Raw genomic sequence first — 20,905 nt, 5'->3', positions numbered from 1 at the left:
CTGTCCTTCACGAGAAGAAGGGGCGGGCAGGAGCATCGCCACCCGACATCAGTTACAGTAATCCATAGATGTTTGGAGGATGCAATGCGGGACGCAAGCACCAGCGGCACGAAGGCCGCCCTCTACGACGCGTTCGCCGCCAGCGGCAAAGCACTGGCCAGCGGAAAACGCCTGGAACTGCTCGATCTACTCGCCCAGGGCGAACGCACCGTGGACGCCCTGGCCAAGGCCGCCGGACTGAACCTCACGACCGCCTCGGCTCATTTGCAGACCCTCAAGCAGGCCGGTTTCGTCGCCACCCGCCGGGAAGGCGTACGCATCCACTACCGGCTCGCCGGCGACGACGTCGCCCAGCTCTTCGCGCTGCTGCGTAGGGTCGCCGACCGCCACCAGGCCGCCGTCCCCGCCGCCCGCGACGCCTACCTCGGTGAAGACGGTGCCGCCGAGGTCACCCACGAGGAGCTGCTGGCGCGGGTCGAGGTCGGCAACGTGGTCGTGCTCGACGTCCGACCACTGGAGGAATACCAGGCGGGACACATCCCCGGGGCGGTGTGCATCCCGGTCGCCGAGCTGGCCGACCGGATCGGCGAGCTGCCCGAGGAGAACGAGGTCGTCGTCTACTGCCGTGGCGAGTACTGCGCCCTCGCCTACGACGCCGTACGCCTGCTCACCGACCACGGCCGACGGGCAGTCCGGCTCAACGACGGCATGCTCGAATGGCGCCTGGCCGACCTCCCCGTGCACGCCGGGGCGACGGCATGAACGACGTCCCCGACAGCGTTCCCTCACACCCGGGTCTCGCCGACGGGCCGGTCTACCTCGACTACAACGCCACCACCCCGGTCGATCCGCGCGTCGCCGCGGCGATGCTGCCGCATCTGACGGACTTCTTCGGGAACCCCTCCAGCAGCCACCCGTACGCCCAGGCACCTCGCCGGGCACTGGACGAGGCCCGCGCCCAGGTGGCCGACCTGATCGGCGCCAGGGCGGGCGAGGTCGTCTTCACCTCCTCCGGCTCCGAGGCCGACCTGCTCGCGCTGCGCGGTGCGGTCCTCGCCTCCGGCCGCCCCCGTCCACACGTCATCACGCAGGCCACCGAGCACCCCGCCGTGCTGGAGACGTGCCGTGCACTGGAGCGGCTTCACGGCGCCCGGGTGACGCTCCTGCCCGTCGACCGGGACGGGCTCGTGGAGCCGGCTGCCCTGGCCGCCGCGTTCACCGAGGACACGGTGCTGGTGTCGGTGATGGCGGCGAACAACGAGACCGGGGCGCTGCAGCCGGTCGCCGAACTCGCCACCCTGGCCCACGAGCGCGGGGCACTCTTCCACTGCGACGCCGCTCAAGCGGCGGGGAAGATCCCGCTCGATGTCCAGGGACTGGGTGTGGACCTGCTGACGCTGGTGGGGCACAAGATGTACGCGCCGAAGGGCGCAGCTGCCCTGTTCGTAGGCGAGGGTGTGGCCCTGGAGCCGGTCGTCTACGGCGGCGGCCAGGAGCGGGGTCTGCGGGCCGGGACCGAGAACGTCGCCCTGGCCGTCGCGCTCGGCACCGCCGCCCGGATCGCGGCCGCCGAACTCGCCGACGGCACCCCGGCCCGGATCGCGGCCCTGCGCGGCGCCCTCCACCAGCGGCTGACAGCCGCCCTGCCGGGCCGCGTGCACCTCAACGGCCCGGAGAAGAACCGTCTGCCGAACACCCTGAACGTCAGCGTCGACGGCGTCCTCGGCCACGAACTCCTCGCCGCCGCCCGCCAGATCGCGGCCTCCACCGGATCGGCCTGCCATAGCGGCACCCACACCCCCTCCCCCGTGCTGGCCGCCATGGGCCTCGATCCGGCCCGCGCGCTCGGCGCGCTGCGGCTGTCCCTGGGCCGCTGGACCAGGGCCGAGGACATCGAAGCGGCGGCATCCGCCCTGATCCGCGCGGCCCTTTCGTCAGGCACGCGCGCCCAGCCCTGACCGACGCTCGACCACCCCACCGCCATCGGAAGCCCACTGATGAACGTAGCGACCCCCGAAAGCCCCGCCCCCGGCATCACCGTCGACGGCACCGGCCTGCTCTGTGTCACCCTCCTGCTGCGACTGCGCAAGGAGATCGACGGCGCCGCCCCGGAGACCGTCGTCCACGTCATCGCCACCGACCCCGCCGCACCGCTCGACCTGCCCGCCTGGTGCCACATGACCGGCCACCACTACCTCGGCCCCGTCGCCGACCCCGCCGGACGAGAGGTCTACGCCCTGCGGCTCACGGCCGACGCACACGGCACCAGGCCCGACGCACCCTGGCACAGGAACACACCCTGACACCCGGCCGCAGCGACTCGAGCCCGACCGCCGGCTCAGCCGGTCACTCAGGGCTGTCGGCGCCGACGGCCCTCAGACGCTCGGTCACCAGCCCCAGAGTCGCCACAAAGGTATCGAGCTGGTCGGCGGGCACGTCCGCGAACAGGACGGCGGCCAGCTCATCGCGCCCACCCCGTAGCGCCGACGTGACCGAACGCCCCTCGTGCGTGAGCGAGACGAGCGTGGCCCGCCGGTCGGTGGGGTGCACCCCGCGAACCACCAGCCCGTCCTCCTGCAACGCGTCGAGGAGCCCCGTTACGTTGCGTGGCGTGACCCCGAGCCGCGCGGCCAGGGCCCTCTGCGTCACAGGCCCGCCGTGGAACAGGGCCCAGAGCACCCCTGCGCGCGCCGTGGTCAACCCTTTCTCGGCCATCCCCCGCTGCATGATCCCGCCCAGGACCTCAGCCAGCTCAAACAGCCGGTCGAGCGCAGCCCTGGCGGGAACGGGCCGGTCCGGCATATCGTGAAGTGACTTCACTATGTAGCACCTCCGCATACTAGAGTAGCCTCCGGGGGCTGCCGCAGAGGAGACGGTCGCCATGACGCAACCGATCAAGCCGCACCCGCTCTTCGCCCGCTTCTACGCCCGGCTCGCCGGCCCCGCCCTCGAGAAGGCGGGCGTCGCCGAACACCGTCGGCGGCTGCTGGCCGGCCTGACCGGCGAGGTGATCGAGATCGGAGCGGGCAACGGTCTGAACTTCCCCCACTATCCGCCCGAAGTGACACGGCTCATCGCCGTCGAACCGGAACCGAACCTGCGCGCACTGGCCCAGAACCGGGCCGCCGACACCTCCCTCCCCGTAGAGATGCGCGATGCCCGCGCCGAGCGGCTCCCCTTCCCCGACGCCTCCTTCGACGCGGCCGTCGTATGCCTCACGCTCTGCTCCATCGCCGATCCGCATGCGGCACTGTCCGAACTCCACCGAGCCCTCCGACCGGGCGGCCAACTGCGGTTCTTCGAACACGTCCAGGCCGACACTCCCGCGATGCGGCGTGTCCAGCGCGCCCTCGACGCCACCGTCTGGCCGCGACTGATGGGCGGCTGCCACACCGGCCGCGACACTCAGACGACCATCACCGGAGCGGGCTTCACCCTGACCACCGTCGGCCGCTTCGACTTCCCGGAGACCCGGATCCCAACGCCGGCCGGCACCCATATCCTCGGCACCGCCGTACGCAGTGACCACGGAGGCAAGCGATGACCGCCCCGGACGACAAGGCCCAGCCCACCCCACTGGCGGAGTCGACCATCGCTCGCGCCTCCGCAGACCTGCTGGAACACCTGGCCGACAAGCTCGGCGCGCGGGCCTCCGTGCGGGCCGTCTACGGCGAGCCCGTCACCAGCGGGGGCGTCACCGTCATCCCCGTCGCCGAGATCGCCTACGGCTTCGGCGGCGGCGCGGGCCGCGACACCACGTCGGCCAAGAACGGCGAAGGCGGAGGGGGCGGCGGCGGAGCCGCGGCCCGCCCCCGCGGCTTCATCGTCATCAAAGGCGGAACCGCCTCCTACAAACCCGTCCGGGACCCCTGGATGAACATCGTCGTGCCGCTTGCCGCCCTCCTGACCGGCATGGCCGCCTCCCGGCTTGCGCGGCGGCGGGCCGAGCGGAACACCTGACTGACGACGCGCATGCCCGCATGGTCGTACGAGTCAGGAAGCCGGCGAAGCCGTCGCACAGCGCTCAGCATCAGGCGTGGCGGCCATCCCCTGTGTGGTGTTCTTCCTCCCAGCCGACGCACCGCTGAAGATCACCGACGTCATCGCCGCTGCTCTCGCACTTGCGGCCTGACCCGCAGCAATCGGGCCAGCACGGCCGATGTAGCAGTCCAGACTTATCGTGAAAACAGATGTCTCTCGGCGCGCCCACCTACGTCTGGTGGAAGGAATGGCCATGTCCGCTCCCGAAACACCGCAGCCTCCCGTCGATGCCGCCAAGCAGGAGGCGTTCGCCGGCGAAGTTCTCGACGTGCTGAACAAGAGCGCCCTCGCACTGCTGACCAGCGCCGGTCACCAGTGCGGCCTGTTCGACACACTGGCCACCCTCCCGCCGTCGACCAGCACCGAGATCGCCGAGGCCGCAGGCCTGAACGAGAGATACGTGCGCGAGTGGCTGGGCGGCATGGTCGTCGGCGGATTCCTGGAGTACAACCCGGAGCGGCGGACCTACGTCCTGCCGCCGGAACACGCCGCCTGCCTGACGACCGCGGCCGGCCCCGACAACCTGGCGGGGATGATGCAGTACATCGGACTCATGGGTGAGGTCGAACAGCAGGTGGTGCGCTGCTTCCGGGAAGGCGGCGGCGTACCGTACTCGGCGTATCCGCGCTTCCAGACGCTCCAGGCCGAGGAAAGCGCCCGGGTGTACGACCTGGCGCTCGTGGACACGATCGTGCCGCTGGTGCCGGACCTCGCCGAGCGGCTGAGGGAGGGCATCGACGTCCTGGACCTCGGCACCGGGCAGGGGCACGCTCCGCTCGTGCTGGCCCAAGCGTTCCCCGCCAGCCGCTTCAACGGCCTGGACCAGTCGGAATCCGCCATCGAGACCGCACGCGCCGAGGCGGCGCGCTCCGGGCTCGACAACCTCAGGTACACGCTCGCCGATTCGACGCGGATCACCGGGGAGTACGACGTCATCACCGCGTTCGACGTGATCCACGACCTGGCGCGGCCGGCCGAGACCCTGACGGCGATCGCGAAGGCCCTGCGCCCGGGCGGCACCTTCCTCATGGGCGACATCGCGGCCTCCAGCAGGCTGGAGGAGAACATCGAGCACCCCTTCGGTCCGGCGCTCTACACGTTCTCCGTCTTCTACTGCATGACGACCTCGCTCAGCACCGGCGGTGCAGGCCTGGGCACGGCCTGGGGCCAGGAGACGGCGGAGCGCATGCTCCGGGACGCCGGCTTCGAGAGCATCGACAGCAAGACCGTGGAGGGCGACCCGCTCAACGTCTACTACGTCGCGACCAAGCCCTGAGCCGGCGCACGAGTCGCCTCGGCTGAACTGCCGCGCACGGCGCGTATCCTGCTGCCCCCACTGCGGTCACGTCGGGAAGAGCCCTTGTGAGTCCACGGCGCTTCATATGACGTCGAGGTCCGTGAAGGACGGCTCCCCGTCACAAAGGGCCACCATCTCCCGAAAGATCCGGTCGGTCTCCGGAAGGTGCGAGTTCTTCATCGCCTCCTCGTACGAGGGGAACTCCACGATCTCCACCACGTGAGTGGAGTCGGCGCGGTCCCGGCCCACGATCGAGTGGGGCGCCGTCCGCTTGCCCTGGGTCGCCTCGACCCAGGAGTCCATCAGCTTGTTCAACTCATCGGCCCTGCTCGTCTCGCAGTCGATGACTTGTACGAATGTCATGACGCCTCCCGTAGGAGAGCTCGGGACAATTTCAGGCTATGCCTGGTTCGGAGCCAGCACCCCTCAGTTCTCATGACCGCAAGACGGGCACTGGGGCCCCTACGGCCCCTGACACGGCATCCGTCCGACACCCGCCCCAGGATCACGGAACGTCACGGCCGAGAAGCGAAGGGGCGGGGCCGGCCAACCGCTCGACAGCCGGCTTCACCGCTCCGTCGCGGGGGCTCCCTCCACACAGGCAAGCACCCCGCCCGGCAGCCTCAAACCACGCATGACGACCCGTCAGGCAACGGGCCATCCGTGCGTCAAACGTGCGTCACGTGCGTCAGACATGCGTCAAGATATCGCCCGTAACGCACGTAACGCACGTAACGCACATCATGCACACTCGGCAAAGCCGCAGGTCATCGGCCCTTTTCGGCGGGCTCAAGGATCGCGACGCACTCGACATGATGCGTCACAAAAAACATGTAGAGCCGAAACAGGTCAAGGAAAGCCACAGGTCAGCGGCGCGTGAGGCGCAAAGCGGACGCAAGATCGATGTGCATTACGTGCGCGATGGGCACTACGTGCGGCCTTTGACGCACGCCTGAGGGGCGTCCGGCGCTCCACGCCACCCAGAATGTCGCCGGTACGTCATTCGAGATGCCGCATCCAGGTGAGGGGTGGGCCGCCCCCGCGACCCCTGTTCTTGCGATGGGCGGCCCGACCCCCCTTCTCCGCGCGACGGCCTCGATGCCGCGTCTGCGCGGGTAGGCACGGTTGGCGCGGGAGGAGTACCCCTTGTCGTCGGCCACGCGGATCGACCGGGGCTCGCTCCAGAGCACTCGGTTGATCCGCGTGGCCGGGTGCGCGGGAGCCGGACACCGCCCTTCGCGTCCGGCCCGGGGGCAGCCGACGGCGTCGCGACGGGCTCATCGGTCGAATTGCCCGACTTGAGCAGCGAAACGCCGAGCTAAGCCCGCCCATGGAGGGGCGTCAGAGCGAGCTCGATGCCGTACGAGTCGCCGATTGCGATGCGACTCGTGGCTCACCCTCCGCGGCCTGAAGTCAGGGACACGTCGATGACAGACCTACTTCATTCAGACAAAGTCACGTGGTGAGGTCTTCGCGGTGCGGATTCTTATGGCATTCACAGACAATCGTTATTGCGGTCACAGGTGCGCAGGCCAGTCTCACGGTCCATGAGATCTGTGAGGAGAGGCCGGGCTGTCCTGGTCAACGGCACGCTGGCCGTGCTGTTGGCGGGGGGCGTCGGCTTCGCGTATGTGTCGCTCGGCGACGAGGAGGCAACTGCCTCGGCCACCACCCGGACCACGCAGGTGATGCGCGGCGACCTGACCGCTTCGGTGTCCGCCTCCGGGGCGGTGGAAAGCGCGACGAAACGCGCGTTGGCCTTCAGCGGCTCCGGCACGGTCACGAAGATCCATGTCGCGGTCGGTGCCACGGTGAAGAAGGGGCAGAAGCTGGCGGAGCTTGACCCGACCGAGGCCCAGGAAGAGCTCGACGCCGCGAAGGCGCAGTTTGTCGTGGCCGCCGACGGCGACACCAGTACCGCGCAGGGCAATGCGAGTTATGTGCAGGCCAAGAACGCGGTGAGCGCGGCGCAGCGGGCGCTCGATGGGACGGTGCTGTACGCGCCGATCGACGGGACGGTCACGGCCGTCAACGGCAGCGTCGGGGAATCGGCTTCCGGGTCCTCGGGGTCTTCCGCGTCCTCGGGTTCGGCTGGCTCCTCGTCGGGCGGCTCCTCGTCGGGTGGCTTCATCGAGCTCGCCGACCCCGGCGCGGTCCAGGTCACGGGCAAGTTCACCGAGGCCGACGCCACCCGTTTGAAGGTCGGACAGGCCGCCACGGTCACCTTCGCCGCCTTGTCGGGCGTCACGGCGCAGGGCGAGGTCGCCGCCATCGACAGCGTTCCGACGACGGAGAGCAACGTCGTGAGCTTCGGGGTGACGATCGCTCTGAATGACAAGCCCGAGCAGGTGCGGATCGGGCAGACCGCCAGTGCGACGGTGACCGTCTCCGAGGTGAAGGACGCCCTGTACGTGCCCAGCACGGCGGTCACGAGCGCCGGAGGGCAGAACACGGTGACCGTGGTGGAGAACGGCAAGCCGGTCGTGAAGCGCGTCACCGTGGGGATCGCCGGCAGTTCGGGCACCGAGATCAAATCCGGCCTGCAGCAGGGCGAGCAGGTTCAGATCACGGTCACCACCGGCACGGGCGGAAGCGGTACGCAGCCGCGCGGCGGCGGATTGGGTGGCGGCGGGTTCGGTGGCGGCGGTGGCGGTCGCGCGCCGGGCGGCGGTGGTGGCCGATGAGCACCCCGGTCATCGACGTCCGCGGCCTCACCAAGGTCTACGGGCAGGGTGAGACCGAGGTCCACGCGCTGCGCGGCACCAACCTGACGGTGCAGCAGGGTGACTACGTGGCCATCATGGGGCAGTCCGGTTCCGGGAAGTCCACGCTGATGAACATCCTGGGCTGCCTGGACGTACCGACGGGCGGCAGCTACCTCTTGGACGGTACGGACGTCAGCGGGCTCAGTGAGACGCAGCTGTCGATCCTGCGGAACAGGAAGATCGGCTTCATCTTCCAGAGTTTCAACCTGATACCGCGGATGACGGCACTGGCCAACGTCGAGCTCCCGCTGGCCTACGGCGGTGTCAAGCCGGCCGAGCGGCGGCGGCGGGCGCTCGCGGCGCTGGAGATGGTCGGGCTGGCCGAGCGGACCGGTCACGAGCCGAACGAGCTGTCCGGCGGACAGCAGCAGCGTGTCGCCGTCGCGCGGGCCCTGGCCACCGCGACGGCCCTGCTGCTGGCCGACGAGCCGACCGGCAACCTCGACAGCAAGTCCACCCTCGACGTCCTCGACATTCTGGACCAGCTCTCGGCATCCGGCCGGACGATCGTCCTGATCACCCACGAGGACGAGGTCGCCATGCGCACCAAGCGCGTCATTCGCCTGGTCGACGGCGACATCGTGGAGGACCGCAGACAGTGAACCCCTTCGAGATCCTCCGGTTCGCCCTGCGCGGCCTGGGCTCCAACAAGCTCCGCAGCGGGCTCACCACCCTGGGCATCCTCATCGGTGTCGGCGCCGTCATCCTCCTGGTCGCGGTCGGCAACGGCTCGTCCCAGCAGATCCAGGACAGCATCACCCGCCTCGGCGCCGGCGCCCTGACCGTCTCCACGTCCACCACCGGACAGGCGGGCGGAGCACGCCAGGCCGCCCCGGGCCAGCAGCAGACGGCGACGGGGCCTCGCACACAGGCCAAAAAGCTCACGGTGGACGACGCCAAGGCCCTGGTCGACCCGGTGAACACGCCGTCCATCGAGAGCGCCTCACCGGTGGTCAACGCCAGTGCCCAGACCACCACCTACCTGACCACCAGCCACAGCATCGGTCAGTTCGTCGGCAGCGACGCGGCGTACTTCAAGGCGAGCAACAAGACGATCCAGCGCGGATCGCTCTTCACCGCCGAGCAGGTGGCCGCCGGGGCGAAGGTCGCCGTCATCGGGCAGACCGTCGCCGAGCAGCTCTTCGGACAGGTCGACCCGATCGGCAAGAAGATGAACGTCAACGGCGCCTTCTTCACCGTGACCGGAGTGCTGGCCACGTCAGGTTCCTCCTCGGGAGGGTTCCAGGACGCCGACGACATCGCCATCGCCCCCTACACCGCCGTCCAGGGCACGCTCACCAGCTACGGCGCGCTCAGCCAGATCGTCGTGCAGGCCAAGACCGCGGGCGTGGTCGACGCGGCGCAGGCCGAGATCACCACCGTTCTCGACCAGCGGCACGGCGGCACCGACTTCCAGGTCTTCAACCAGGCCAGCCTGCAGTCGGCCGTCGCCGAATCGAGCGAGACGTTCACCGTCCTGCTCGGCGCGGTCGCGGCGATCAGTCTCCTGGTCGGCGGCATCGGCGTCACCAACATCATGCTGGTCACCGTCACCGAACGGACCCGTGAGATCGGCATCCGCAAGGCCATCGGCGCCCCGCGCGGCGCGATCCTGGGCCAGTTCATCGCGGAGGCCACGATCCTCTCCCTGATCGGCGGCGTCCTCGGCGTCGCCGCGGGGGTGATCGGCGGCCAGTTCGAGATCGTCGGCGTCCAGCCGGTGATCGCCCCCTGGTCGATCGGCCTCGCGCTCGGCGTCTCGGTCGCCATCGGCCTCTTCTTCGGCAGCTACCCGGCCAACCGTGCCGCAGGCCTGCGCCCCATCGAGGCGCTGCGCCATGAGTGAGGACAGTGCAGTGAACCAAGACACCGATCTGTTGGCAGGCTCCCCGTTCGCGGGGGACCTCGACGCCGACCTCAAGGCCGCACCCGCACGCCGGAGGCTGCCGGGAGTGGCGCTGTTCCTGGCCGCGGGCGTCGTGGCCGTCGGCGGATTCATCGGCGGCGTGTACGTGGAGAAGGGCACCGGGGACACCTCCGGCGCCCGCCCCTCCGGAGGCCAGATGCCCGGCGGTGACGCTGCGGCCGGCAACCGGCCGCAGGGCCGGTTGCCGGGTGCGACCGGAGAGGGCGGCGGGGGCGGTGGCCAGGGGCGCCAGGGGATGTCCTCCGGAACGATCAGCAAGATCAAGGACGGGGTGGTGGAGGTCACGACCCCGGACGGCAAGACCGTCGAGGTCAAGACCGGCGACTCCGTCATGCTCCGGCCCCAGACCCAGTCCCCCGCCCCGACCCAAGGAGCGCAGCAGTGAGCACGGTCAAGCAGATGCTGGGCGCAGCTGCGATAACGGGGATACTGCTGGCCACGGTGGCCTGCGGCGGTGAGAAGGCCGACCCGAAGCCCTCGTCCGATCCGATGCAGGCGTTCCAGGAGTGCCTCAAGCAGCACGGCGTGACGATGCCCGACCGGGGCGGCCAGCGTCCTGAGGGCATGCGGAGCGGCCGCCCCGAAGGCGCACCGTCCGGACGGCCTTCCGGCATGCCGAGCGGGCGGCCCGAGGGCATGCCCAGTGGCCGGCCCGAAGGTGCGCCGTCTGGGCGGCCTTCCGGCATGCCGAGCATGTCGGCGGAACAGCAGGAGGCCATGCAGGCCTGCGCCTCCCTGCGGCCCCAGCGAGGCGGCGGCGGTTCCGGAGCCAACGGCGAGCAGAGCGGAGGCTGACCATGGCGACAGGCAAGAGGCGCCGAACGGCGCCGGCCGGAAACGGACGCCGGTTGGGCGCCGTGTACGGGATGCTCGGGGCCGTACTGATGGGCAGCGCGGCGATTCCGGCCCACGCGGACGGAACGACTCCCTCCCCGTCCGTCAAGGATCCCTCCACGGCCGTCCCGGACGCGGAAATTAGCACGGGCCCCTCGGCGTCGGGGACGATCGAGAGCCTTACCTCCCGGTCGCTGTCGTTCACGACCGAGGGGACGATCACGACGGTCAAGGTGAAGGCCGGCCAGAAGGTCGCCAAGGGAGACGTCCTGGCCCAGCTCGACTCCACCGAGGCGGTCGAGAGCAAGGAGGCGGCCTACGCGTCCTACCTCGTCGCCTGCGAGACCCTGGAAGAGGCCGAAAGCGGCACCGAGAGCTACAACAAGGCGTACGCGTCGTTCATCAAGGCCCGCAACGCCTACCGCAAGGCCCAGCGCGCGGTGGACGGGACGAAGATCATCGCTCCGTTCGCCGGCACGGTGACCGCGGTCGATGCCGAGGCCGGCCAGTCGGTGGCCCGTGGAGCGGCGGTCCTTACTCTCACCGACCTGTCCGCGCTGCAGGTCAGTGCCGATTTCACCGAGGCGGACGTCGTCAAGCTGAGGGACGGCCAGAAGGCCACGGTGTCCTTCGGTGCTTTGAACACCTCTGTTAAGGGCACCGTTTCCTCCGTATCGCCCGTCCCCGTCGCGTCGGAGGGTTCGGGCAGCGGTACGGGTGGCGGGATGCAGCAGTCCTCGACGCAGGTCGTGCGCTACACCGTCCTGGTGTCCCTCGACAGCGTTCCGGCGACGGTCCGGGCGGGTCAGGTGGTGACGGTGGAGGTTCAAGCCTGATCTTCTCACTGAACTCACAGCTCCTGACCAACTGATTCACAGGGAGTTCGGCGATACTCGCGCCCATGCCCGAGCAGACCGATCCTCACGACATCCTCAGGACCTCACCGTTCGAGGGCAGCCTCGAAGAGGCGCTTGCCGCCCATCCTCCCCGGCAGAAGCTGCCCCTGCTCACCACGTTCCTGGCCGTCGGCGTCCTTGGCGTCGGCGGCCTCGTCGCCGGCATCCACGCCGACCGCAACTGGGGACAGAAGGACACCGGAGGCGGCCCCGGAGCGTCTGCCGGACGCTTCGGACAGGGCGAACCCCCGGCCGGCGGCGGGCAGGGCCGGTTCCCCGGACGGGGAACCGGCCAGGGGCAGGCCCTCGGGCAGCAGGCCCCGGGCGGTGCCCGGCAGATCCCCGGCCTCCTTCAGGGCACCATCACCGAGGTGACCGACGAATCCGTCACCGTGAAGACGTCCGACGGCAAGACCGTCACGCTGAAGACCGGGGACGAGCTGCGGACGGTGCCGTCACCGCCCCGCTAGGGTCCCATCTGCCTGACTGCCTGCCACCGAGGACGCCCCGGACCCCGGTTCCGTCCACAGCCGGGCGGGATCGCCCGCCCGGCCGGGTCACCCGCCGGTAGCAGTGCTGTCGGCGAACGGGCGGCTCGCCGCCACCGCCAGGTCCTCGACCAAGGCCGTGCCGGTCTCCTGCGAGGGCTGGCCGTCGCACAGCACGGCCAGCAGGAGGGTGTGCCCGGCGACCTCCACCCGGCCGATGCTGTTGGTCACCCACAGCCCCGTCCCGCTGCGCGCGAGCCAGCCGTTCTTCAGCTGCGCGGTGTCCGGGTCGTCCGCAGCCGCGGATATGCCCCAGTCCTGGTCGGCCGCGACGGAGCCCATGAGACCTTGCAGATAGGACCGGGCGTCCGCGGACAGGGCCGAGTCCTCGCCGAACACCGCCTGGAGCAGTCGCAGCTGGTCGTCCGGCGTGGTCTGTGTGAGACCCCAGTAGGGCCCGTCGCCGGGTACGGTCTCGGTCAGGCCCAGCCGCGTGTTGGCCTCCGCCAGCCCCTTCGCGCCGCCGATGGCGTTCCACAAGGCGTCCGCTGCCGTGTTGTCGCTGTTCTCGATCATGACCGTTGCCTGCCGGCGTTCCTGTGCGGTCAGCGCCCGCCCGTCGTCAGCCGCCTGCAGCAGCAGGGCGGCCAGGATGTCGACTTTGACGATGCTGGCGGTGTCGAACTCGTGATCGTCCGCGTCAGCGGTGCCGCCCGACGCCCTTGTGCCGGTGGACAGGTCCAGCACCGCCACGGCCGCGTTCCCTCCGGCCCCCTCCGCAGCCTCCCGGACCGCGGTTTCGACGCCTGCCGCGAGCTCAGCCTGCCGGTCGGCCTCGGCATCGGCCTGGGCGGACGCAGTCGCCGACGGACTCGGCAGCTCGGTCACCGCGGCGGCGGTCCTCACCGGCTTCCCACCCGCCTGAGGTCCTGACTCCGCGTGGACGAAGCCGATCGCAGCGCTCAGCGCGGCCACCGTGCCGATCACGAGGTAGCGGGGTCTCCGGGACGGGGAAGAGTGCCTGTGGCGTGCCATGAGGCGACGCTAGAAATCCGGTATGAGAAACGCGTTTGCGTCCGCTCTGAATCCGCTGTGAAGGTGCCCGGTCCACCACGTTCCTACGCCAGGTGGCACGTTCTCCGACTGAGGCGGCGTGAGACGACGCCGTCCAGCAGCCGCCAACTTCCCTCGTGATCCCTGCTGCAACTACCCGGCTGACGGCTCCAGAGTCCCCTCGGGCCGTCAGTGCTTTGCCGCGCTATGAGCGTCTGAGATCCGGTTGATGCGCTGTCAGGGGGATCGGTGCGTGCAGAGCCACGCCTCGTGCGCCGCGCTGCCGCCGCGCTGAGCCTCGGCCTCGATCCGCTCCAGAATGGCCTGCACCTGCTCCGAGTTCACACCGCGGTGCGCCAGCTCGATGTATGCGTGAATCACGTCGAAAGACGCGTGCATCTCATGGATGGCGTCCCTCAATGCCTTCGAGCTCATCCGCACATCATCCGTGCCATGTCTGTGAGACGCCTGTCAAATGCCTGGGACCCGGCGAGGAGGCTGAGGGCCGTCCCGTGAAGATCTTTGAGTCGGTGGAGCCGTACTCGCCCCCTGCCCGCTCGGCTTGCCTGCCGGCCAAGCGCGAGGTCGTGCAGGTCTGCGGATCGCGGACCGGTGCGGCCGGGTCGAACCCCGGACGCGGGCCGGGCGGTTGGTACTGGAGCCGCTGGCGGACCTGCCGCGCAGGAACTGCTGTTCGGGTCGGGGTGGGACGGGTGAGCCCATGGGCGGTACTTCGTGCTTGCTGCCCACAGCACAGGGATGAAGACACCTTCCGTTAACCCATTCGCGCCCTGGAAGACTCCTGGAATCGACCCGTGATTCTCATGGGCTCCTCATGCGCCGTTGTTTGGCTGTGTCCAGCCGGTTGACCAGGAAGGCACGAGCAGTGGAGGCGCATGGTGTTCCTGTCGAGGACGGCCACGGCCGGTGAAGGCCCGGGTGACGCCGTACGGGCGCCCTCCGACCAGGGGGGAACGGCCGAGGAGCCGTTGCACGTGGCCAGCCGGCTGCACGCGTTCAACCGGTTCGAGCTGAAGTACCTGGTCCCCGTCGAGGAGGCGGCCGAGATCCGGGACGAGCTGGCCGAGCGGATGGACCGGGACCTGCACAGCCCGGTCGGCGGGTACGGCGTGTGGAGCCTGTACTACGACACCCCCCAGCTGCGGTTCTACTGGGAGAAGATCGAGGGCCTGAAGTTCCGCCGCAAGCTGCGCATCCGCCACTACGGCGACCTGGACGCCGTGACGGACGAGTCCCCGGTCTGCGTGGAGATCAAGCAGCGGGTCAACAGGGTCACGCAGAAGCGCCGGATCACCCTGCCTTACGGCGTGGCTCGGGGGCTGTGCGACGAGCGCCGGATGGTGGACCACTCCCCGCGGGAGAGTGCCTTCGTGCAGGAGGTCCTCGAACTGATCGTGCGGCTGAACCTGCAGCCCACGGCGATCACCGGCTACCAGCGCGAGGCCCTGGTCGGCCGAGATGCCGACACCGGTTTGCGGGTCACCTTCGACCGCCGGGTCCGCGGCCGGGACCGGGACTTCCACTTCGGCATCACCACCCCCGAGAACCGGTTCACCATCCCGCCGCACATGTCGGTCATGGAGATCAAGGTCAACGAGCGCACCCCGAACTGGATCACCGACCTCGCCGCGCGCCGCAACCTCAACCTCGTCCGGATCTCGAAGTACGTGCAGTCCGTCGAGGCATTCGGGCTGGCCCCCCGCTCGGTCTTCCACGTCAACGAGGCCGACTACCCGCCTCCCACCCCCACTCACAAGCAGCCGGCGCAGCACGACGCGTCGTCGAAAGTAGGAGCCCAGTGAACTTCGACCTCAATCTGCAGGAGCTGAGCGGCACCTTCAGTGTCGCCGACGTCGTCGCGGCGATGGCGCTGTCGTTCATCCTGTCCACGCTGATCGGCTACGTGTACCGGTACACGCACCGCAACATCTCCTACAGCGAGTCCTACGTGCAGACCCTCGTCATCGTCGGCATGATCGTCGCTCTGATCATGCTGGTCGTCGGCTCGAACCTGGCCCGTGCGTTCTCCCTGGTCGGTGCCCTGTCGGTGGTCCGGTTCCGCAACGCGGTCAAGGAGACGAGGGACGTCGGCTTCATCTTCCTGGCCATGGCCATCGGCATGGCATGCGGCGCCCGGTTCTACACCCTGGCCGCGGTCGGCGCCGTCGTGATCTGCTCCGTCATTCTCGCGATGTCGAAGTTCAACTGGTTCGCGCTCAATGTCCAGCGGCAGGTCGTCAAGGTCCAGGTTCCCGCCGGTGACGACTACACCCCGCAGATCCGTGACGTGCTGATCAAGTACACCAGCGAGTTCGAGCTCGTCAGCACCGAGACCATCCGCGGCGGAGCCCTGTGCGAGATCTTCTACACCGTGCGCCTGAAGAAGGGCGCCGAGCCGGGTGACCTGGTCAGCGCCCTGCAGGAACGCACGTCCGGCCAGCGCGTCACCGTCCTGACCGGTTACGACACCACGGACCTCTGATGGGCGGCGAGACCGGGAGCGCCGTGCGGCGCGAGCGGCGGCTCAAGGACCGTGTCCCGGTCCGGCTGCGTCACCACTGGAAGCCTGCCGCAACGCTCGGCGTCGGCCTGGCCGCGATGGTGTTCTTCCTCGGGGACGTGCGGATCTCCCCGTACGTCACCTCCGCCTCTCGCGCCGAGGGCGACCCGATCACCGAGGACATCCGGGGAACGGTGGGCCTGTACGACACCTCCGTGTCGCACTCGATCCAGCTCACCTACAAGCAGACCGACTTCGACAAGATGATGAAGGAGTTCAAGGAGGACGGGAACAAGGACTACATCGCGGCCGACCTTGTCATCGACGGTGTCTACCTCGACAACGTGGGGATCCGGCTGAAGGGCAACTCCACGTTGTCCTCCCTGCGCGGCAACCGGGGCATGCGCGACGGAGGCGGGGCCGGTGGAGTCGGGGCCGGTGGAGTCGGCGGCGACCGGAACCTCCGCGGCTTCCCTCAGGGCGCTCCCGGCGGCGGCCAGGGCCAGGCCACCGAGGGCCGGGCGACGGAAGGCCCCGGGCAGCAGGGAGCCGGAGGCCGGGGACCGGGCGGCCAAGGAGGCACGGCACAAGGTCAGGAACCCGGAGGCGGGCGTGGCGGGGCGGGAGGGATGGTGCAGTACAACCTTTCCGCGGACAAGCCCGAGGAACTGCCCTGGCTCGTGAAGATCGACGAGTTCGTCGAGGGCCGCGCCTATCAGGGCGAGCGCGAGATCTCCCTGCGGCCCGGCAGCAACGTCCAGGTTCCCCTGAACGAGGCCCTGTCCCTCTCGCTGACCGGAGCGAGCGGCCAGAAGGCGGAGCGGTACGCCTTCACCAAGCTCGAGGTGAACGACCGTCCGGCGACCGCCCGCCTCATGGTCGAGGCACCCGACACCGACTACGCCGCGGACATCACGGACGGCAACGGTGTGCTCTACAAAGCGAAGGCCGGCGGCAGTTTCGAGTACCGCGGCGACGACCCCACCAAGTACGAGAACTCCTTCGAGCAGCTCAACAGAAAGGGCAGCCAGGACCTCGAACCGGTCATGAAGCTGATCAAGTGGGCGAACAGCGCCTCGGACGAGGAGTTCGCCCGCGACCTCGGCAAATACGTCGACGTGGACTCCCTCGCGCGGTACATCGCGTCGCAGAACCTGCTGCTGAACTTCGACGACATGGCAGGCCCGGGGAAGAACTACCTGCTCTGGTACGACCTGGACATGAAGAAGTTCTCCGTCCTGGGCTGGGACTACAACCTCACCTTCAGCGGGGACACGGCCGCCGGCCCGGACGATTCCACCGGCAGGGGCGGCGGCATGCCCGGCGGGGCCCGCCCCGGCGGAAACACCGGTCAGGCCCCGCCCGGCGCCGCACGGGGCGGACCCGGCACCATGCCGGAAGGGATGCCCGAGAGAGCACCCGGCGGCGCCGGCGGCAGGCAGCAGGGCGGGCCCGGCGGTGGCGGAGGCAACCAGCAGGGCGGGCCCGGCGGTGGCGGAGGCGGGATGTCGCACATCCTGAAGACCAAGTTCCTGGCCCTGGACGCCTTCGACGAGGTCTACAACAAGGCGTACCGCGAGCTGTACCAGAAGTTCTACGCCTCCGGCACGGCGACGGAGAACCTCAAGGACATCACCGAACAGGCACGTTCGGCGGGCGTCGACTCCGCCGACCTGGACGCCGCCGTGGACAAGCTGTCCAAGACGGTCACCGACCGTTCCGCGGCCCTGGCCAAGAACAAGGACGTGACCGGCTGATCAACCCGGCACCCCGGAAGCGTCCTCGACCGGGCGCCGACCGGGGTGCCGGGCACACCCCATGTGCGGTTTCCGGCAATGTCCGGCGTACGGTGGTCCGGCCTGACGCGGGCACCACGGCGGAGCAACGCCACTCCGCAGCTCCACTCCCCGTTTCCCGAGGTGCCAGAACGTGATCGACGAACATCTCCCTCCCGACCGGCCGGGGGCCCGGCACACCGTGCTCGTCGTGGAGGACGACACCAGCATCCGTACGCTGCTGACCTCCGCGCTGACCGCGGCCGGGTACGCGGTGGCGAGTGCCGGCAGCGGGCAGGAAGCCATGTTGGAGGCGGGCAGCCGGCGGCCCGACCTGATCGTCCTGGACGTCATGCTCCCCGACACCGACGGCTTCCACGTCATCCGCGACCTGCGCGCCCAGGGCGTCTACACCCCCGTGCTGTTCCTCACCGCCCGCACGGGCGTCGAGGACCGCATCATCGGCCTGAGCTCCGGCGGCGACGACTACGTCACCAAGCCCTTCCACGTCCAGGAGATCCTGCTGCGCATCCGCGCCATCCTGCGCCGCAGCAACACACCCCCGTCCGCCGGCTCCACCCGGCCGCCCCTGCGGTACGCCGACCTCACCCTCGACGAGAGCAGCCACGAGGTGCACAGGGCCGACCGCCCGGTGAAGCTGTCGCCGACCGAGTTCCGGCTGCTGGCCTGCCTGCTCACGCAGCCCGAGCGGGTGCTGGAGAAGGCGGAGATCCTCCAGCAGGTGTGGCAGTACGGCTTCTCCGGTGACACCCGGATCGTGGACACCTACGTCAAGAACCTGCGCCGCAAGATCGACCAGGAGCCACCCGCACTGATCCACACGGTCCGCGGTGTCGGCTACTGCCTGCGTCTGCCCCGCGACGAGTCCCCCACGGCGCCGTGACGAGCCCGGTGAACAGACTGCGGCCCCGCTCGCTGCGTACCCGCCTGGTCCTGATCTCCGGACTGCTGGCCACCGCCGCCGTCCTGGTGTGCCAGCTCGCCGGGCTGACCGTGCTGCGCGGCTGGCTGATGGACCAGGTCGACGACCGACTGGGCCACTTCCGTCCCCCCGACCGCGTCTACGAGGACCTCGCCCGCGGAGAAGCCCTGCGTCCACCGCCGAAACCCGGCGACTCGCTGCCCTCGGACTACCGCGTCTACTTCTACGACCAGGACGGACGCCTGCTCGCCAGGTCCCTGGGAACCGGTGAGGAGCCGGGGCCGCGCTTGCCCGGCCGAGCCACCGATCTCCGTCTGCCCTTCGGCAAGCCGAGCACCCTGCCCGGGCAGGACGACAGTGGATCCGACTGGCGCGTCGTCTCCCACGCCGGACCCGGCCAGACGCGGTCAGTCGTCGCCCTCCCGCTCGACACCGTGGACGGCGCCACGGCCAAACTGCTCTGGCTCAGCCTTGGCCTCTGCCTGGCCGTCGCCTCCGGCGTGGTCATCCTCGGCAACGGAGTCATCCGGCTGGGCCTGCGCCCCCTCACCCGCGTGGAACAAACGGCGCAGCAGATCACCGACGGGGCACTGGAACTCAGTGTTCCCGTCGAGGACCCCGACACCGAGCTCGGGCGCCTGGCGGTGGCCCTCAACACCATGCTCGACCGGCTGCGGACCGCCCTGCGCCGTACGGAGGACTCCGAACAGCAGCTGCGGAGCTTCCTCGCAGACGCGGGCCACGAACTGCGGACCCCGCTCACCGCCGTCCAGGGCTTCGCCGAACTGCTGCTGACGGACCCTGTGATGAACGGACCCCGCCGCCACGAGGCGCACACCCTGATCGCGCACAACGCCGACCGCATGAGCCGGCTCGTCGACGACCTGTTCCTGCTGGCCAAGCTCGGCCACACCCCCGCCCCCCACCACGAGCCCGTCGACCTGCTCTCCCTGGCCGCCGAGGCCATCGCGACCACCGCTGTCCGCCACCCCGGCCGCACGATCACCCTGGAGCCGCTCACGGCCGACCCCGCAGGGCCCGGCGCGCAGACCGCCGAGCTCGACGTCATCGAGGCACCGGGGAATCCTCACCAGCTCGCCCAGATCCTGAACAACCTCCTGTCCAACGCCTGCACGCACACCCCGGCGGACACGCCGGTCCATGTCCGGGTCGGCTCCCGCCCGGACGACCGGCCTGGGGCTCCGGCAGGCGTGCTCGTCAGCGTCGTCGAGGTCGCGGACGAAGGGCCCGGGATCCAGCCCGACGACGCCCCCCATGTTTTCGACCGCTTCTACCGGGCCGCGTCCCAGGACGGGCTCACCGAACCGGGTTCCGGGCTGGGCCTCGCCATCGCCACAGCGATCGCCGCTGCGCACGACGGCCGCCTCGAACTGGGCAACCGGCCGGGCGAAGGCTGTACGTTCCGCCTCCTGCTACCCCACCGGCCACCGGCACCGGATGGAGCAACGTGGTGAACCGGGCGCCTTCCTAGCGGATTCAGAGCTGACGCAATAGATCCCGAGGCCTTGGAGGCCCTGGAGGAAGCCGTGCGGGACCAGGAAGGCCGGGGATATGAACCACGCCGCCCACCGCAAGAACAGAGGCCGCAGGGGCGGCCCACCCGCTACGACAAAACCCCCCGAGGGCTACGACGCCGGCCTCCACCTCAAGGCAACCATGAGCTGGATCAACGACATTTCCAGTGTCACGGAACGTCACTGCCGAGAAGCGGACGGGGCAGGGGCGGCCAACAGCTCAGCAGGCAGCGCCCGGCCACCTCGGCGTGCCTCAGAGCGGACAGCGGAGGGCTCCACTCGGTGGCCACCAAGCCCGCATGACGGCCCATCAGAAACCGCGCCATCCGTGCGTCAAACGTGCGTCACGTGCGTCGAATATGCGTCAAGATATCGCACCTAACGCACGTAACGCCCATAATGCACACTCGGCAAACTTGCAGGTCAGCGGCCCTTTTCAGCAGGCTCAAGGATCGCGACGCACTCGACATGCTGGGGCATCGAAATAAGGTGCAGCGAACACAAGTGGAGAGAAGCCGCATGCCAGAGGTCCGAGTGGAGCAAAACGGACAGGGCGTCGTTGTGCGCTACGTGCGGAGGGCGCGGTGCGTGCAGCAAGCTGACGCTTCCGGCCCGCATTGCCAGTTGGGAGACCGGCCCGATCGTAAGGCCCGTGAGGCGGGTGCCAGCTGAGCTGGCCTCGGTCTCCCGCCCGGTGCCGCCAATCGACAGGCTGCCGGGCGCCGCTACCTACGCGGCCGCCCCGGCCCCGCAGGAACCGCCGGCGAACAGCGCGTGCCAGCCACTCGCGAACGCCGCACCATCGACCGTATGGCCGCTGGCCGGGGCCC

At 69.6% G+C, this 20,905-nt stretch carries 21 protein-coding genes and 1 pseudogene; 18 read left to right on the top strand and 4 right to left on the bottom strand.

Annotated features, from left to right (window positions below; translation table 11 throughout):
- Nucleotides 1–84 precede the first annotated feature (84 nt).
- Genes BSL84_RS30320 through BSL84_RS30310 form a run of 3 tightly spaced genes read left to right on the top strand, consistent with a single transcriptional unit; the run spans nt 85 to nt 2,303 of the window.
- Nucleotides 85–762, top strand: coding sequence for an ArsR/SmtB family transcription factor (locus BSL84_RS30320; RefSeq protein WP_075971644.1), 678 nt, complete (start codon nt 85–87; stop codon nt 760–762).
- A complete protein-coding gene (locus BSL84_RS30315; RefSeq protein WP_075971643.1) occupies nt 759–1,958 on the top strand; it encodes a cysteine desulfurase family protein in 1,200 nt (399 codons plus the stop codon). The genes BSL84_RS30320 and BSL84_RS30315 overlap by 4 nt, the downstream gene beginning before the upstream one ends.
- Before the next feature lie 39 nt (nt 1,959–1,997).
- Nucleotides 1,998–2,303: a sulfurtransferase TusA family protein gene (locus tag BSL84_RS30310; RefSeq protein WP_075971642.1), complete on the top strand. Its 306-nt coding sequence runs from the start codon at nt 1,998–2,000 to the stop codon at nt 2,301–2,303.
- 43 nt (nt 2,304–2,346) lie between these two features.
- Here BSL84_RS30310 and BSL84_RS30305 read toward each other — a convergent pair whose 3' ends face one another.
- The gene (locus tag BSL84_RS30305) at nt 2,347–2,820 is read right to left on the bottom strand and encodes a MarR family winged helix-turn-helix transcriptional regulator (protein WP_199838767.1); all 474 of its coding nucleotides are present in this window, start codon (nt 2,818–2,820) and stop codon (nt 2,347–2,349) included.
- A 61-nt stretch (nt 2,821–2,881) separates the two neighbouring features.
- Here BSL84_RS30305 and BSL84_RS30300 point away from each other — a divergent pair, with 61 nt between their 5' ends.
- The 3 genes from BSL84_RS30300 (at nt 2,882) to BSL84_RS30290 (ending at nt 5,317) form a co-directional block, all read left to right on the top strand.
- Complete coding sequence (locus tag BSL84_RS30300; protein WP_075971640.1) at nt 2,882–3,544, top strand: class I SAM-dependent methyltransferase; 663 nt, start codon at nt 2,882–2,884, stop codon at nt 3,542–3,544.
- Nucleotides 3,541–3,960 carry a GerW family sporulation protein gene (locus BSL84_RS30295; RefSeq protein WP_075971639.1) on the top strand — a complete coding sequence of 140 codons (420 nt, stop codon included), beginning with the start codon at nt 3,541–3,543 and terminating at the stop codon, nt 3,958–3,960. Before BSL84_RS30300 ends, BSL84_RS30295 begins: the two co-directional genes overlap by 4 nt.
- 274 nt (nt 3,961–4,234) lie before the next feature.
- Nucleotides 4,235–5,317: a class I SAM-dependent methyltransferase gene (locus BSL84_RS30290; RefSeq protein WP_075971638.1), complete on the top strand. Its 1,083-nt coding sequence runs from the start codon at nt 4,235–4,237 to the stop codon at nt 5,315–5,317.
- 105 nt (nt 5,318–5,422) lie between these two features.
- Here the strand turns inward: BSL84_RS30290 and BSL84_RS30285 are convergent.
- Nucleotides 5,423–5,701 (bottom strand): annotated as a pseudogene (locus tag BSL84_RS30285) (ester cyclase); the annotation flags it as partial.
- Between the two features lie 1,184 nt (nt 5,702–6,885).
- On the opposite strand from BSL84_RS30285, the gene BSL84_RS30280 reads away from it, so the two are divergent.
- The 7 genes from BSL84_RS30280 (at nt 6,886) to BSL84_RS30250 (ending at nt 12,230) form a co-directional block, all read left to right on the top strand.
- On the top strand, nt 6,886–8,022 hold the full coding sequence (locus BSL84_RS30280) for an efflux RND transporter periplasmic adaptor subunit (protein ID WP_075971637.1): 1,137 nt from the start codon (nt 6,886–6,888) through the stop codon (nt 8,020–8,022).
- Nucleotides 8,019–8,705, top strand: a complete 687-nt coding sequence (locus BSL84_RS30275) for an ABC transporter ATP-binding protein (protein ID WP_075971636.1) — start codon at nt 8,019–8,021, stop codon at nt 8,703–8,705. The genes BSL84_RS30280 and BSL84_RS30275 overlap by 4 nt, the downstream gene beginning before the upstream one ends.
- Complete coding sequence (locus BSL84_RS30270; RefSeq protein WP_075971635.1) at nt 8,702–9,949, top strand: ABC transporter permease; 1,248 nt, start codon at nt 8,702–8,704, stop codon at nt 9,947–9,949. Before BSL84_RS30275 ends, BSL84_RS30270 begins: the two co-directional genes overlap by 4 nt.
- Before the next feature lie 10 nt (nt 9,950–9,959).
- Nucleotides 9,960–10,415, top strand: a complete 456-nt coding sequence (locus BSL84_RS30265) for a hypothetical protein (protein ID WP_075971634.1) — start codon at nt 9,960–9,962, stop codon at nt 10,413–10,415.
- Nucleotides 10,412–10,825 carry a hypothetical protein gene (locus BSL84_RS30260; RefSeq protein WP_075971633.1) on the top strand — a complete coding sequence of 138 codons (414 nt, stop codon included), beginning with the start codon at nt 10,412–10,414 and terminating at the stop codon, nt 10,823–10,825. Before BSL84_RS30265 ends, BSL84_RS30260 begins: the two co-directional genes overlap by 4 nt.
- 2 nt (nt 10,826–10,827) lie before the next feature.
- Nucleotides 10,828–11,700 (top strand): efflux RND transporter periplasmic adaptor subunit, encoded by an 873-nt coding sequence (locus BSL84_RS30255; RefSeq protein WP_079273353.1) that lies wholly within the window; start codon nt 10,828–10,830, stop codon nt 11,698–11,700.
- Nucleotides 11,701–11,765: 65 nt separating this feature from the next.
- A complete protein-coding gene (locus BSL84_RS30250; protein ID WP_075971631.1) occupies nt 11,766–12,230 on the top strand; it encodes a hypothetical protein in 465 nt (154 codons plus the stop codon).
- Between the two features lie 87 nt (nt 12,231–12,317).
- Here the strand turns inward: BSL84_RS30250 and BSL84_RS30245 are convergent, their stop codons facing one another.
- Both BSL84_RS30245 and BSL84_RS30240 read right to left on the bottom strand, forming a co-directional pair.
- Nucleotides 12,318–13,283 carry a serine hydrolase gene (locus BSL84_RS30245; RefSeq protein ID WP_075971630.1) on the bottom strand — a complete coding sequence of 322 codons (966 nt, stop codon included), beginning with the start codon at nt 13,281–13,283 and terminating at the stop codon, nt 12,318–12,320.
- Nucleotides 13,284–13,538: 255 nt separating this feature from the next.
- On the bottom strand, nt 13,539–13,736 hold the full coding sequence (locus BSL84_RS30240) for a hypothetical protein (RefSeq protein ID WP_075971629.1): 198 nt from the start codon (nt 13,734–13,736) through the stop codon (nt 13,539–13,541).
- A gap of 560 nt (nt 13,737–14,296) precedes the next feature.
- Here BSL84_RS30240 and BSL84_RS30235 point away from each other — a divergent pair.
- The 5 genes from BSL84_RS30235 (at nt 14,297) to BSL84_RS30215 (ending at nt 20,015) form a co-directional block, all read left to right on the top strand.
- Nucleotides 14,297–15,124 (top strand): polyphosphate polymerase domain-containing protein, encoded by an 828-nt coding sequence (locus tag BSL84_RS30235; protein WP_075972314.1) that lies wholly within the window; start codon nt 14,297–14,299, stop codon nt 15,122–15,124.
- A complete protein-coding gene (locus tag BSL84_RS30230; RefSeq protein ID WP_075971628.1) occupies nt 15,121–15,804 on the top strand; it encodes a DUF4956 domain-containing protein in 684 nt (227 codons plus the stop codon). Before BSL84_RS30235 ends, BSL84_RS30230 begins: the two co-directional genes overlap by 4 nt.
- Nucleotides 15,804–17,579, top strand: a complete 1,776-nt coding sequence (locus BSL84_RS30225) for a CotH kinase family protein (RefSeq protein ID WP_075971627.1) — start codon at nt 15,804–15,806, stop codon at nt 17,577–17,579. Before BSL84_RS30230 ends, BSL84_RS30225 begins: the two co-directional genes overlap by 1 nt.
- Before the next feature lie 172 nt (nt 17,580–17,751).
- Entirely contained in the window at nt 17,752–18,501 is a 750-nt protein-coding gene (locus BSL84_RS30220) for a response regulator transcription factor (RefSeq protein WP_075971626.1), read from the top strand.
- Nucleotides 18,502–18,509: 8 nt separating this feature from the next.
- Nucleotides 18,510–20,015, top strand: a complete 1,506-nt coding sequence (locus BSL84_RS30215) for a sensor histidine kinase (RefSeq protein ID WP_075972313.1) — start codon at nt 18,510–18,512, stop codon at nt 20,013–20,015.
- Nucleotides 20,016–20,905 lie beyond the last annotated feature (890 nt).

The sequence above is a fragment of the Streptomyces sp. TN58 genome (assembly GCF_001941845.1).
Classification (GTDB): domain Bacteria; phylum Actinomycetota; class Actinomycetes; order Streptomycetales; family Streptomycetaceae; genus Streptomyces.
This window is presented reverse-complemented; position numbering and strand designations above follow the sequence as displayed.